Source organism: Dokdonella sp. GW821-FHT11D02 (assembly GCF_058808595.1).
This window is the reverse complement of the sequence record NZ_CM179520.1, coordinates 721550-735692: the sequence shown is the minus strand read 5'-3', so window position 1 is coordinate 735692 and position 14143 is coordinate 721550. Positions and strand designations below refer to the sequence as shown.

Below are 14143 nucleotides of genomic sequence, written 5' to 3'. Positions count from 1 at the left end.
CGGCGGTGCTGTGTCCGCTCTTGTCCTAACGCGCAAGATCGCGGCGGCGCGGATCATCGCGGCACGAACGCGGCGCGACGCGCCCCTTGAAAGCGCCGCCGCGGCACCCGAATCTGGAAGGCGCCATACGGTTCGGGCCGGGCGTCGTGGCGACGCCGCGCTGCCGCGGACCGAAGCGGAGTTCCATGGACGCCAGCGCGGTACTCGCTCAATGCCCTCTCTTCGCCGGACTGCCGGCGAGCGCGCTGCAGGATCTGGCCGCCTTGTGCGAGCCTTTGGAGTTGCGTGGCGGCGAGGTGCTGTTCGCGATCGGCCAACCAGCCGAGCATCTGTACCTGGTCGCGCTCGGCCGCTTGCGTGCGCAGCTGCCCGGCGGCGACATCGCCGGCGACATCGGGCGGCTGGAACCGATCGGCGAGATCGGCTTGCTGTCGGGCGAAGCGCACAGCGCCGAAGTGTTCGCGCTGCGCGACAGCCTGCTGCTGCGCCTGCCGCGTGCACCGCTGCTGCAATTCCTGCAGGCCTATCCGAGCGTGCTTTTGGCGGCCACGCGCACGATCGTGCGGCGCATGCGCCGCACGCAGCGGCAGACCGCGCTCGACACTGCGCGCGGCGGCCAGACCTTCGCGCTGATCGCCGGCGGCGGCCTCGACCTGAGCGGCCCGGCGCAGCTTTTACAGACCGCGCTCGGCGAAGCCGGCGCGCCGACCGAATTGATCGGCGCCGACACCATCGACGCGGTGTTCGGCGCCGGCGCCGCGCATACGCCGCTGCGCGCGATCGAGTTCGACGCGCAGCGTATGGCCTGGATCGAGCGGCTGGAGAATTCCGGTCACAACTTGCTCCTGCTCGCGCGCGAAGACGATCCCTACTGGGCCGAACGCTGCCTGCGCCAGGCCGATCGCATCCTGGTCGCGATCGACAGCGCGGAGCCGGCGCGCGACGGCGCCCTGCTCGAACGCCTGCGCCAACTGCATCTGCGCGCGCCGGTGGAGCTGTTGATCTTGCGTGCCGAAGGCGCCGGTGCCGGCGACGTGCAGGGTTGGCGCCGGCTCAGCGGCGCGCGAGCGCACTTTTTCGTGCGGCCGCAGCCGCGCAACGCGCAGCGCGACGACTACGCCAGCCTCGCGCGCCAGCTCAGCGGGCGCGGCCTGGGTCTGGTGCTCGGCGGCGGCGGCGCGCGCGCGTTCGCCCACGTCGGCCTGATGCGCGCGCTGGAGCAGCTGAAGATTCCGATCGATCTGGTCGGCGGCACCAGCATGGGTGCGTTCTTCGCCGCGCTGCGCGCCTGCGGCGCCGACAGCGACGACATGCTGCGCATCGCGCGCGAGACCTTCGTCGAGCACAACTATTTGAACGACTACGTGCTGCCGCGCGTGTCGCTGATCCGTGCGCGCAAGTTCTTAAAGCGTCTGCGCGAGATCTTCGGCGAACGGCTGATCGAGGAACTGCGCCTGCCCTACTTCGCGGTCAGCACGAACCTGTCGCGCGCGACCACGATGGTGCACGACAGCGGCCCCTTGGCCGTGTGGGTCGGCACCAGCATGTCGGTGCCCGGCTTCGCACCACCGGTGGCCTATCACGGCGAACTCCTGGTCGACGGCGCCGTCACCAACAGCCTGCCGACCGACGTGATGCTGCAACTCGGCCGCGGCCCGATCATCGCCTCCGACGTCAGCACCGACGGCAGCTTGCTCGCCACCGGCATCGAAGGACCGGACCAGGAGGCGCTGCTGAACCAGGCGGTGCGGCCGCCGGTGACGCTGATCGACATCCTGTTCGCCAGCGCCGTCTTGACCAGCGAAAGCGGCGTGCGCGCACGCGCCTCGCGCGCCGATCTTTACTTGCGCATGCCGGTCAGCGGCATCGGTCTGTTCGACTGGAAGCAGCTCGACACCATCGTCGAGCGCAGCTGCGACTACGCGCTGCCGCGGCTGGAAAAGTTCGTGCGCGCCGCTCAGCCCGGCGCGGCCGAGCCGTAACCGAGGAAGTCGAGCGCGGCCTGCAGCATCGCCGCACTGCCGCTGCCGAGTGCGCCTTCGTCGAGGAAGAACTTCGGCGAATGATTCGACGGCGCCGCCACCGGGTCCTGTCCGGCCGGTGTCGCGCCGACGAAGAAGTACACGCTCGGCGCCTTGATCGAGCGACCCAGATGCGGGAAGTCTTCCGACGCGGTCCAGCGCTGTGCTTCCTGCACGTGCTCTTTGCCGAGCGCGCGTTCGAGGCTGGCGCGCACGCGCGCGGTCAGCGCCGGATCGTTGTAGTTGACCGGATTGCTGCTGTCGGCCGAGAGCGGAATCTGCGCCTCGACCGTGGCGCCGTGCGCGGCGGCGACGTGCTCGGCGATGTTCTTCAGGCTCGCCAGCGCCTGCTGGCGCATGCCGTCGTCGAACGCGCGCACGGTGCCGTGCAGTTCGGCCTTGTCCGGCACGATGTTGAAGCGCTGGCCGCCGTCGAAGATGCCGAAGGTGACCACCGCCGGCTCCTTGTTGATGTCGAGTTGGCGACTGACGATGGTCTGCGACGCGGTCACGATCTCGGCCGCGGTGACGATCGGATCGATGCCCTTCCACGGCGTCGCGCCGTGGCTCTGACGGCCGCGCACGGTGATGTGGAAGGTGTCGGAACTGGCCATCGCGCCGCCCGCGCGCACCGCCACGATGCCGACCGGCAGCGCGCTGACCACGTGCATGCCGAACACGGCGTCCGGCTTGAAGTCCTTGAACACGCCGTCCTTGACCATCAGCGGCGCGCCGCCCTCCTCGCCCGGAGGCGCGCCTTCCTCGGCTGGCTGGAAGATCAGCATGACCTCGCCGGGCAAGTCCTTGCGCAGCTTCGCCAGCGCCGCCGCCACGCCGAGCGTCATCGCCATGTGCGCGTCGTGGCCGCAGGCGTGCATGACGCCGACCGGCTTACCGAGATACTCGCCCTTCGCTTTCGAGGCGAACGGCAGCTCGACTTCTTCGGTCACCGGCAGCGCGTCCATGTCGGCGCGGATCGCCAGCTTCGGTCCCGGCTTGCCGCCTTTGAGCACGCCGACCACGCCGGTTTTGGCGACGCCGGTGCGCACCTCGTAGCCGAGCTTCTTCAACTCGTCGGCGACGAATTTGGCGGTGCGCGTCTCGCGGTTGGACAGCTCCGGATGCTGGTGCAGATCGCGCCGCCAGGCGGTCATCTCGGGCAGTAGCGGCTGCATCGTCTGCAGCGCCGATTCGCTTGCCGCCGCCGTGGTCGAAACGAGCGCGAGCAAGGCCGCGGGAAGAGACAGTCGATGCCTGCGCATGGGGGTCGTATCCAGACAGAGGGAAGGCGCCGAGTAGAATGCCTCGGCCGCTCTCTGTCCACCCCAAGTTTCGCCGGATCTCGATGACGAGTACGCACGAAGTCGATCGCCTGATCGAGCGCTGGCAGGGCGACGCCGACCTCGCCGCACTGGATCGCTTGCTCACCCTGATGTACGCCGACCTGCGCGCGATGGCGGCGCAGGCGCTGAACGGGCGCAAGGGCCATCCGACGCTGCAACCGACCGCGCTGGTGCACGACGTCTGCGTGCGCTTGCTGGAAGAACGGCAGTTGCAGATCGAAAGCGGCGCGCATCTGTTCAATCTGGCCGCGCGCATCATGCGGCAGCTGCTGGTCGACCGCGCGCGCCACGCCGCGCGCGAGAAACACGGCGGCCAGCTGCAACGCGTGGACTTGATCGAAGCCTTGCAGCTGCCGATCCCCGAACCGGACCGGCTCGATCGCTTCGATGCGGCCGTCGATCATCTGGAGAAGGTCGATCGCCGCCTCGCCCAGGTGGTCGAGCTGCGCTGTTTCGCCGGGCTCAGCGTGCCGGAGGTAGCCGCCGTGCTCGAAGTCGACGAACGCACGGTGTATCGCGATTGGGCGCTGGCCAAGCTGTGGCTGCGCGATTTCATGAGCGCGGCATGAGCGAGGCGGACTACGCGCGCCTGCGCCGCCAGCGCGAAGAATTCCACGCGCTGTACGACGCCGACGCCGCCACGCGAGCAGCGCGCCTGGCCGCGCTCGAACGCGACGACGCTGCGCTGGCGCAGCACCTGCGCGAAATGCTGCGTCGCGCCGACGCCGAGCGCGCCGAAGAGCCGGCCGAGGTTGCCGCGATGACGCGCACAGGCGACGTGATCGGCCGCTACCGGCTGCTGCGCGTGATCGGCAGCGGCGGCATGGGCGAGGTCTACCTGGCCGAGCGCATCGACGAGGTGCACAAGGAGGTCGCGCTGAAGCTGGTGCGCACCGACCTCGCGCTGATGCGCGAACGCGCTCGGCGCGAGCAGGACATCCTCGCGCGCCTGGTGCATCCGCACATCGCCGGCCTGATCGATGCCGGTGTCAGCGAGCAGGGCTGGCCCTGGTTCGCGATGGACTATATCGACGGCGAACACATCGACGCCTGGTGCGACCGCCAGCGGCTCGACCTCGCCGCGCGCGCGCGGCTGTTCGCCCACGTCTGCCGCGCCGTGCATTACGCGCACAAGAACCTGGTGCTGCATCGCGACCTGAAACCGTCGAACATCCTGATCGACGCCGACGGCGCGCCGAAGCTGCTCGATTTCGGCATCGCTAAATGGTTGGATGCAAAGGAACCCGCAGCGGGCGCGACGCGGACGCTCGCCTTGACGCCGGCTTACGCCTCGCCGGAACAACTGCGCGGCGAGGCCGCGACCACCGCGAGCGACGTCTATCAACTGGGTCTGGTGCTGTACGAATTGGCGGCCGGCATCGGCGCGCGCACGTTGCGCAGCAGCGCGGATGCGCCGACGCGCGTCGATCGAGCGTTCGTGACCCTGATGCAGCGCGACCCGGGCGCGGCGGAGCGCATCGCCAGCGCGCGCAACGAGCGCGCGCGGCGCTTGCGGCGCAGCCTCGGCGGCGATTTCGCGCGCATCGTCGCCAAGGCGATCGCCGACGATCCGCAGGAACGCTACGACTCGGCGCAGGCGCTGGCCGACGACCTAGATCGCTGGAGCCGCGGACTGCCGGTCGCCGCGCACCGCGGCTCGTTCGCCTATCGCGCGCTCAAGCTGGTGCGGCGCAACGCGGCTGCCGCCGCCGCGATCGCGGTGCTCGCGTTCGGCCTGGTCGCGACCAGCGTAGTGGCGGTGAACCGCGCGCTGAGCGAGCGCGCGCAGCGCGTGCTGGTCGAGCAGCAGCAGCGGCGCTCGGCCAGCCTGCTCGAATTCCTGCGCGAGGCGTTTCGCGAAGGCGATCCGGACCGCACGCGCGGCGAAAAGCTCGGCGCGGTCGAGCTGCTCGATCGCGCGCGCGGCAAGCTCGACCGACGCGACGACCTCGATGCGCCCACGCGTGCCGCGCTGCAGACGCAGATCGCCGGCGTGCTGCTCGATCTGGGTCAGGCCGAGCTCGCGCATGACGCGGCGCAAAAGGCGGTGGCGGCGCTTGCGCCGGTGCGTCAGCAATACGCCGTCGACTATCTGCTCGGCGTGGTCGCTTCCGCCCAGGCCTTGCAGGAACTCGGCCGCTACCAGGCGGCGGCCGATTCGATCGACGCGTCGCTGTCCTTGGCCGGCAGGACCGTCGGCGGCGAGCACCGCTGGTTTCCGTATTTGCTCACGGTGCGCAGCGAATCGTTCATTCGACTCGGACAACTCGATCGCGCTCAGACCGACCTCGGTACCGCATTGACGGAATTCGGCGAAGCCGGCGACCGCGGCAGCGACGACTATCTGCGCGTACTGAACAACCTCGGCGGCCTGGCCAACCAGCGCGGCAACCACCGCGATGCGCTGGCCCGGTACCAACAACTGCTGCGCATCGATGCGGACCGGGCCGTCGCCGGAGAGATCGATCGAATGGCGGCGCGGGCCAACCTCGCCTACACCTATTCCATGCTCGGCGAGACGCGCGCCGCGATCGCCGTGCTGGAGCCGCTGGTGCAGCGCTACGATTCGTTGAACACGCCCTCGCACAACTCCGTCGCGCGCATGCACGAGACGATGGCCCTGTGCTATCTGGCCGACGGTCGTTACACGCAGGCGCGGGAGGAACTGGAGGCGGTCGCGAAAGCGGCCAGCGGTAGCGAGCCGTGGAGTCCGGCGGCGCAGTGGGGGCTGGTGCTGGCGCGCGCGCGCCTATCCTTGTACGAAGGCCGCTTCGAAGAGGCGCTGGTTCTGTTGCGCGAGGAGGCGGAGCGCGTTCTCCCTTCCGCGCGGCGTACCGTCACGCAACGCCTGCGTGCCGAGCAATTGACAGCCGAGGCGCAGCTGCAACGGGGCGAGATCGACGCGGCTAAACAATCGCTGCAGCAGTCGCTGCGCGACGCGCGCGCCCTGGCCGACCAACTGGGCCAGCATTCGACCCTGCTGCTCGGCGCGACCGAGGACAGCCTCGGCCGCGCGCTTCTGGCCGCCGGCGACCCGGCGCAGGCGCGCACGCACCTGGCCGAGGCGGCGCGGCACTACGGCGCGGTGCAGGGCGCGGACAAACCCTACGCTCTGCGCAGCGAAATCCACCGGCTCTGGGCCGAGGCAACGGAGACGCGCGATGCCACCGCGGTCGAGCGCTTGCTCGCCAAGCGCGCGGAACTGGTGGCCGCACTCGGCGAGGAGGCCAAGCCGCAGGTCTGGCAGACCGATCTGCTGACCGACGAACTCGCTCGCAGCCTGGGCCGTCCCGCCCTCGACGCGGCGCGGCGCGCACGCGCCGAGTCCGGCTTGGCCCAGCTCGACCCGGCGCGGCCGCGGCCGCGCTTCGTCGGACTCAACGGCTTCTGAGCGGGCGCCCGGTCAATCGAAGCCGTTGCGGAAGATCGCCTCCGCGCCGGCGTCGCCGACCACCAGCGTGGTCGGAATCAGGATGTGGCGCCGATCGGGATCGTTGGTGTTGAGGCAGAGGTTCGCCGTGTAGATGCCGTCGGCCAGTCCATTGGCGTCGAGACGGACGTCGATGTCCACCGCGCCGCCGGTGAGCAATCCGCTCGAAGGCTCGACGCTCAACCAAGGCGTCGCGGCGAGGTCGGTACACGGCGCGAACGGCGCGTTTCGGGCGATCGCGAGGCCCTCTATCGCCCGCATGTCCGCGCCTTCTCCTGCCACCCATCGATAGCGTCCGATTTCCTGCGTCAGGCCGGTGACGGTGTCGACCGTATGCAGCACCGATGTGAGGTTCTGCGAGTCCAACGCCGTCAGGTACAGCTGGCCGGTGGAATCGTCGAAGTCCATCGACCAGCCGTTCAAGGTGCGCGTGTCGTTCAGTACGTGCATGTCGCCGACGACGCGCGCCAGGCCGGTCACGCGATCGATCGCGAGCAATTGTCCGCCGGGCACCAGATTCACGCCGTACAACTCGCCTGTCGCCGCCAAGGCCTGGCAGACGACCGTCATGCCCTGGATGCCGCCCTGGCGTGGGCCTTCCTGCACCGAACCGGTGCGCGGATCGAGTTTGTACACGCGGCAACCGGAACCCCCGTGGCACAGCAGAGAATAGAAGACGCCCTCCGAGGCCAGGTAGTTGAAGCTCCTGATGTGGTTGATGTTGATCTGATCGGGCAAGTCGAAGCGCGTCGTCGCCACGCCGGTGCCGGAGCTGGTGTTGTAGGCCATCAGGTCCGGACCGTTCATCGCGTACACGGTGGTGTAGTCGTCGCCCATGAAATCGAGCTGGTACTGCCCGCCGAGCCAGCTTTGCGAGGTGACGGTGTCGCTGACCGCATCGACCGTCTGCGGCGTCGCGAAATTCCAGCGCCCGAGCTGCGCCACCGTCAATTCGTCGGTCGTAGCCTTCAAGGTTTCGATCGCGACATAGGCCGGAATCCCTTCCGCGCCCAAGGTCGAGGCACGCTCTTCCGCCGCGGCCGATCGCGGCTGCGGCTGCGGATAACGAAGAGGGCTGCCGGAAGCGGCCAGGCGGGCGTTTTCCTCGCGACGGGCACGCAGGAATTGGAGCGTCGCCGACGAAGGCAGCTCGGTCGCCGCAACGTCGTGGCTCTGCGACGAGCGCGGCGACGACGGCAGATGCGCGCCGGAATCGGGCAGGCCGAACGACCAGCGCAAGGCGCCTTCAAAGCCGGGCGCGAAGGTGAAGTTCGACAGGACCAGGGGGTGCGTCGTGGCGCCTTGCGAAGGCACCGTCGCCACGATCGACTCGGCACTGACGACCGCGCTCGGAGTCCATACGTTCACCGTCGCGCGGGCCGTCGTACGGCTGCTGGCGACGGCACTCGGTGTCCAGCGAATCGCCAGACCGTCGTGCAGCGAGGGCGTCGTTTGCGAGTACGCCGTGGCGACGCGTGCCTCGTTCGGCCAACCGCCGAAGTTCACTCCGATCACGGCCAGGGCGCCGTCGTCGTAGTCCGGATGCGCGGGCTCGTCGAAGCTCGTGTCCAGATACTGGAACAGGATCTCGTCGCTGCCTTCCTCGAAGACGAGTTCGTAGGTGACGCCGCCGGCGGTCGGGCGGATTTGGCCGTCGGCCAGGGACAAAAACGGCAGGTCGTACCATTCGACCACGAAACGCCGGTTCGGCTCGGCGCCGAGCGTGCGTACATAGACGCCGCCGCCGTACGAATCGGCGAAGCCCTGCCCGAACGGCGCGATCATCGGGCAGACGCCGGCGTAGTTGATGATGCAGGCAATCGGCAGAGGCCAGGACCAAGGCAGGTAGGGCGAGTGCATCGAGCCGAACGCGATGGCGCCGCTGGAAACCGTGAGATAGCGGGAGGGAACGCCGTAAAAATTGACCGGGAACGGCATCTCGACCGAGGTCTGCGCTGAGTCACCGATGTCTAGGTCGGCGCCGGCGCCGACGATGTCGAGCCACTCGAACGGCGTCGTGTCGTCGTAGCTGTACTCGGGCACGGCCGCCGCGGCGGTCCAGGTCGTGGTTGCGCGCATCGTCTCGCGCATCGTCTCGATGCGGTTGAAACGATAGGTCGAATGCGGCTCGATCCGGTGCTTGAACGCGAGGAAGAGCTGGCGCTCGGCACGGCCGACGTTGTCGGACGCCGTCTGGTATTCGAATGCGGTGTCGGAGTTGTTGCTGACGGTGTAGCAGAAGTTGACCTGGTCGCCGGCGGTGACGTCCATCGCGACTTCCTCGCCGCAGGCGGCCGGATCGAGATCGCGGCTCACGGTCACGCGCAGACACAGGCCGTTCGGATCGCAGGTGTTGTCCGGCCCCGCCGCCAGCGGCGCCGATTCGACGCGCCGCAGCGCCACCGGCGCCGCCGCCGGCTGCAGCGCCGCCGCCGCCACCTCGAGCGGATCGTACGGCTCGCCTTGCGCGGCCTGCGTCGCTGCGACCGCCGTCATGCCGAGCCATATGCCCGACGCCACCATCCAATGCTTCATCGTCTCGCCTCCGGGGTAGGGGCCTCCGCCGCCGGCGATCGAACATCGCCGCCGACTTGGGCTCTTTCCCTTCCCTACGTTTTCGGGCGCGCGAACCCTGACAAAGCGCCGGCCGGGTCGGGCTCCGCGCTCACAGCCCCAGCACCAGATCCTCGGCCTCGACGCGATCGACGCGGATGCGATTGGCGAACAGCGAGAAGGCGAGGATGCCGGCGAGGCCGTGCGCGTGCTGCACCCACGGCGGCAGCCAGCGCGGCGGCGCGATGGTGCCGTCGTCGAAGTAGGGTTCCAGCGCGAGCACGTCGCGCAGAGCGAGCTTGCCGGCGAAGAGGTTGCGGCACAACGACATGCGCTGGTGCTTGAGCGCCCAGCGGAAGAAGGTGTGTACCGAGAGCAGGCCGTGCAGATACACCGCGTCCTTGGTGAACGCGGCGCCGCCGCCGAGCGGCGCGCCGCGGAACACGCGCTGTGCCGAGGTGAAGCTGTCGACCTCGTTCTGGCCCGAGTCGAGGAAGAAGCGGAACACTTCGATGAAGTCGGCGCCGCGCAGCGCCATGTCGATGCCGAGAATGCGCAGGGAAATGCGCTTCATGCGCGCGATGTCGATCGAGCCGGACATCAGCTCGGCGAACACCGCCAGCCCTTCCTGCGTCGCGGTGATGCGCGGCGAGGAGCGCGCCAGCGACTTCAGATGCGGCTGCGCGCGACCGTTCAACGCGGTCAGCGAATGCACGAAGGCTTCGTGATTGAGCAGCTGGTCGCGGTCGTAGTCGCTGAAGCTGGTGGCCGAGCGCAAACGGATGCGGGTGGCGCCGGCGGCGGCTTTCGCGATCAGGTCCGGATCGGTTTCGACGCGCACCACGTCGGCGCCGAAGAACGCGTCGAGCTCGTGCTGCAGGTCGGCCTGCAAGACCTCGGCCGGCACCTCGCTGGAGACTTCTTCCAGCGGCGCGTCGCTGGAGTATTCGTCGGCGATCTCGATGAAGTGGCGCGCGGCGTCGACATTGGTCAGGGTCGCGCCGGGCACGCGGTCGTCCGGGCGGCCGAACAGCGCGGCGGAGTGTTCGGTGATGCGCGGCGTGCCCATCGCGTCGAGCAATTCGGTGGCGACACGCCACGATTCCGCCGTGCGCCGCACGTAGTCGCCGAGCGGATGCGCCGGATCGGCGGCGCGCGCGACATCGGCCAGCGACGCGCGCGTGTCGTCGAAATCGCAGGCCGGATAGACGATCTGCGGCAGCTTGGCCTGGCCGCGTTTCCAGGCGGCGACGAAGTCGAGTTCGGCGGCGGCGGGCCAGCTGACGGAAGCGAGCAGACGGATGCCGCGTGTGGCGGCGACCAGGCGGTGATCGAGCGCGCCGTAAAGCTCGGCGTGTGCGGACTGCGTGACCAAGCCGGATCTCCCTCGCGTCTCGGGCAGGACGTTTCGCATGGGAAGATAACAGAGCAGTTGCTAGGATCGAGCGCTGCCTTGGAGGAGGCGCGCCCCCTGTCCCATTGGGAATCGATGATGAAGAACGCTCGACCGCAACCCTTCGCTCCGCGCCTGACCCCGCTCGCCGCATCGCTCGCGCTGCTGTTGGCGGCCGCACACTCGCACGACGCGTCCGCCCTATCCGATCGCTACGCGCTGCGTCTGCAGCAGCGCCATGCCGTCGCGACCGGCCAAGCGTTGCCCGCCGCAGCGCCGAGAGCCAAACCTTCGCGCCCGGCCGGCGTCTTGCCGGTCACCAGCTGCGCCGACGATGCCGATCCCGGCACCTTGCGCAACGTGCTGGCCGGCGCCGTCGAAGGCGACACTGTCGATCTCAGCCAGCTCGCCTGCAGCACGATCACGCTGACGCAGGGCGCGCTCGACACCAGCGTGCTCGGCGAACATCCGCTCTACGATCTGACCTTGCAGGGGCCGGGCCGCGGCGCGCTGACCATCACCGCCGCCACCCAATCGCAGGTGCTGGTGGTCGGCGGCTTCTCCAGCGACAAGGGCACCTTCACGATCAACGATCTGACCATCGCCGACGGCACCTATACCGGCGGCCTAGCCGGCTGCGTGCACGCAACCGGCGGCACGGTGGCTTTGAATCGCGTCACGGTGACCAACTGCTACGCCAGGGGCACGGTACCGATCGTGTTCGGCGGCGCGCTCGACGCCAGCACCGTGCTCTTGACCGACAGCAGCATCACCGATTCGGTCAGTGAGGGAACCGGTCCCTCCAGTACCGCGATCGGCGGCGGCTTCTACGCCAGCGACACCGCCGTTCTGATCAACAGCACCGTGTCGGGCAATCGCGTCACCTCGCATCTGGCCAGCGACGACGGTTACGCCACGCTCGGCGGCGGCATCTATGCGCGCGGCAATCTGACCCTGATCAACAGCACCATTTCGGACAACTCGGTCGAGGCGACCGACGAGGGCCAGGACGCGCCGGGCGGCGGCATCTACGTGCACGGCGTCGCCACCATCACCGGCTCGACCATCGAAAACAACCGCGCCGACGGCGACGGCGGCGGCATCTTCAAAGCCGTGTTCAGCCCCTACGGCGATCCACCGCCGCCGCAGGACACCAAGCTGACGATCACCAACAGCACGATTGCCGGCAACTCCGCCGCGCACGGCGGCGGCATCGCGACCTCGCGGCCGCTGTATCTTTCCAACAGCACGGTAGCGTTCAACAACGCCGGCGCAGGCGGCGGCGGTTTGATGTTCCGCCTCGACGGTATCTACGACAGCAGCGGCATTCTGGACATCCAGAGTTCGATCGTCTCCAACAATGCCGCCGGCGACGGCGCCACCCTCGCCGCCGACATCGACGCCGACGGCGCCGTGGCGATCACCGGCGCGAACAACCTGGCCCAGGCCGTCGGCAGCACGCTGGCGATGCCGACGGACACCCTCAACGCCGATCCGCAGCTGCTGCCGATGGCCGCGAACGGCGGCCCGACACCCACACTCGCGCTGGGCTTGAACAGTCCCGCGATCGATGCCGGCAACAATGTGGCCAAGCTCGCGGTCGACCAGCGCGGCGAAGGCTTCGTGCGCGTTTCCGGCGCGGCGGCGGATATCGGGGCGTTCGAGGTGCAGCAGCCCGACGACGTGATCTTCAAGGACGGGTTCGATGGCGTGCCTGCGAAATCCGACGGTTGGATGGTGCTTCGCTAATCCGGCTGCCTTCGCTAGAGGCGGATTCCTTCTTCCATTGATCCCACGCAACAGCTCGCTCTTTCCCCATCAAGCTCTCTCGCTCTGACCTCTCCCGCGAGCGGGAGAGGTCAGAGCCGCTACGAGCGGCTGAGGGTGAGCGCAGGATGCGCGAACGGATACGGAGCTGGGATGGCGAAGTCGCGCCGCAGGCGCGGGTGAGGGAAATCGAAGCGCAACGCTTCGATCCTCCGCGCGACAGCTCTCCCCAACACGCGGGGACGGAGAAGCTTCCGCACGAAAGCGAATAGTGCGACGCGCATCACCCATTGGCGTGTCAGCGATCGGCGCCTGACGGCGAATCCCGGTGGCGATTCCGCACTACGCCTGGAGACTCCGATCCGTGGGCTCGCGCCGTCGATTCGTATGCGTCGAGATTTCCCGAATCGTTGCACACGAGTCGCATAGCGAGCCCAACGCACAGCCAGACGATCGCACCGATCCGGCCCACCGCCGACGCGGCCGCCGCGCCGAATGGTCGATCCCGCAGTAAGCCTCTCGCCGGCGTCCACCGCACCGGCGCCCATCGATTTGCATCCTAGGAGAGCCTGAGAATGAAGAAGGGAACCCTTTTACTGACTGTCGTCGCCAGCACCGGCCTGTCGCTGGCGAACGCGCAGCAGACCGCCGCGCCCACCTGCCGCTTCGACACGGCCCGACAGATTCCGGTGACCGGCGTCACCGGCAGCCTGCAGAACCCGTGCTTCTCGCCCGACGGCACCACGCTTGCGTTCACCAACTTCACAACGCGCTACAACACCGGCAAGGGCATCGTGAAATCCGTCCCCCTCGCCGGCGGCAGCGCGCGCACGCTGAGCCCCACCAATGCGCAGAGCGTGAACCTGCCGGGACAATGCTGGAACGCGACGACCAATGAAGTGGCCTACTCCTCCGACGTCTCCAACGATCGCGACGAGATCTATCTCGTTTCGGCCGCCGGAGGAACCCCGCCGAGGCGCATCACCGACCGGCGCGGATACGCTGCCTGGGAGCCATCCGTTTCGCCGGTTCTCGCCGACGGCAGTCAATGGATCGTGTTCGAATCGCACGCGCAAACCCCTGCGAATTCGCCGGGCGAGCTGTGGAAGGTGCGCATCGGCGACGGCTACCTGCAGCAACTGACGCAAGGCTTCAACGACGCGCAACCGCAATGGTCGCCGCGCGGCGACAAGATCGTGTTTCAGCGCAAGACCATCGGCAAAGACAACCCGGACGTGTACACGATCGACACGAACGGCGGCGGTGCGTTCCGCGTGACCCACGAAAGCGAAGCCACCGATCCCTCGTGGTCGCCGAGCGGCGAGTACATCGTCTATTCGGGCGGCGGCGAGGAGATCGAAGTCGCGAATCTGTTCGTCGTGCGCGCGACCGGCGGACCCACCGCGCAAGTCACGTCGAGCTGCGGCCTCGACGGCGCTCCGGGCTGGTCGGCCGATGGCAGCAAGATCGCGTTCGAGTCGTCGCCGACGGATCCTGATGCGAGCGGAAGTACGACGTTGTGGGTCATCGATGCGCCGGCGGGGATACGATAGGCGTTGGCTTGAGCGAGGTGAATGGACGGGTGCTATTCGCCTTGCAGTTGGTAAGGGCGAAGACGAACGCCGCGTCGCCTACA

General features: G+C 68.5%; 8 protein-coding genes. 5 read left to right on the top strand and 3 right to left on the bottom strand.

Going from position 1 to position 14143, the window contains the following annotated elements:
* The first annotated feature begins 185 nt into the window (after positions 1–185).
* Positions 186–1982, top strand: coding sequence for a patatin-like phospholipase family protein (locus tag AC3QL3_RS02975; protein WP_492896803.1), 1797 nt, complete (start codon positions 186–188; stop codon positions 1980–1982).
* On the opposite strand, the gene AC3QL3_RS02970 is transcribed toward AC3QL3_RS02975, so the two are convergent.
* Complete coding sequence (locus AC3QL3_RS02970) at positions 1958–3283, bottom strand: amidohydrolase (protein ID WP_492896802.1); 1326 nt, start codon at positions 3281–3283, stop codon at positions 1958–1960. The genes AC3QL3_RS02975 and AC3QL3_RS02970 overlap by 25 nt on opposite strands.
* Before the next feature lie 83 nt (positions 3284–3366).
* Here AC3QL3_RS02970 and AC3QL3_RS02965 point away from each other — a divergent pair, with 83 nt between their 5' ends.
* The gene (locus tag AC3QL3_RS02965) at positions 3367–3933 is read left to right on the top strand and encodes an ECF-type sigma factor (RefSeq protein WP_492896801.1); all 567 of its coding nucleotides are present in this window, start codon (positions 3367–3369) and stop codon (positions 3931–3933) included.
* Positions 3930–6755, top strand: coding sequence for a protein kinase domain-containing protein (locus AC3QL3_RS02960; protein ID WP_492896800.1), 2826 nt, complete (start codon positions 3930–3932; stop codon positions 6753–6755). Before AC3QL3_RS02965 ends, AC3QL3_RS02960 begins: the two co-directional genes overlap by 4 nt.
* 12 nt (positions 6756–6767) lie before the next feature.
* On the opposite strand, the gene AC3QL3_RS02955 is transcribed toward AC3QL3_RS02960, so the two are convergent.
* Positions 6768–9329 carry a hypothetical protein gene (locus AC3QL3_RS02955; RefSeq protein ID WP_492896798.1) on the bottom strand — a complete coding sequence of 854 codons (2562 nt, stop codon included), beginning with the start codon at positions 9327–9329 and terminating at the stop codon, positions 6768–6770.
* A 130-nt stretch (positions 9330–9459) separates the two neighbouring features.
* Positions 9460–10722 (bottom strand): peptidase MATCAP family protein, encoded by a 1263-nt coding sequence (locus AC3QL3_RS02950; RefSeq protein WP_492896797.1) that lies wholly within the window; start codon positions 10720–10722, stop codon positions 9460–9462.
* A 117-nt stretch (positions 10723–10839) separates the two neighbouring features.
* Here AC3QL3_RS02950 and AC3QL3_RS02945 point away from each other — a divergent pair, with 117 nt between their 5' ends.
* Positions 10840–12489: a choice-of-anchor Q domain-containing protein gene (locus AC3QL3_RS02945; RefSeq protein WP_492896796.1), complete on the top strand. Its 1650-nt coding sequence runs from the start codon at positions 10840–10842 to the stop codon at positions 12487–12489.
* 593 nt (positions 12490–13082) lie between these two features.
* Positions 13083–14060 (top strand): TolB family protein, encoded by a 978-nt coding sequence (locus AC3QL3_RS02940; protein WP_492896795.1) that lies wholly within the window; start codon positions 13083–13085, stop codon positions 14058–14060.
* Positions 14061–14143 lie beyond the last annotated feature (83 nt).

Coding starts and splice junctions, on each gene's coding strand:
- AC3QL3_RS02955 (WP_492896798.1), bottom strand. CDS start 9,329: ATGAAGCATTGGATGGTGGCGTCGGGCATATGGCTCGGCATGACGGCG.
- AC3QL3_RS02975 (WP_492896803.1), top strand. CDS start 186: ATGGACGCCAGCGCGGTACTCGCTCAATGCCCTCTCTTCGCCGGACTG.
- AC3QL3_RS02970 (WP_492896802.1), bottom strand. CDS start 3,283: ATGCGCAGGCATCGACTGTCTCTTCCCGCGGCCTTGCTCGCGCTCGTT.
- AC3QL3_RS02965 (WP_492896801.1), top strand. CDS start 3,367: ATGACGAGTACGCACGAAGTCGATCGCCTGATCGAGCGCTGGCAGGGC.
- AC3QL3_RS02945 (WP_492896796.1), top strand. CDS start 10,840: ATGAAGAACGCTCGACCGCAACCCTTCGCTCCGCGCCTGACCCCGCTC.
- AC3QL3_RS02940 (WP_492896795.1), top strand. CDS start 13,083: ATGAAGAAGGGAACCCTTTTACTGACTGTCGTCGCCAGCACCGGCCTG.
- AC3QL3_RS02960 (WP_492896800.1), top strand. CDS start 3,930: ATGAGCGAGGCGGACTACGCGCGCCTGCGCCGCCAGCGCGAAGAATTC.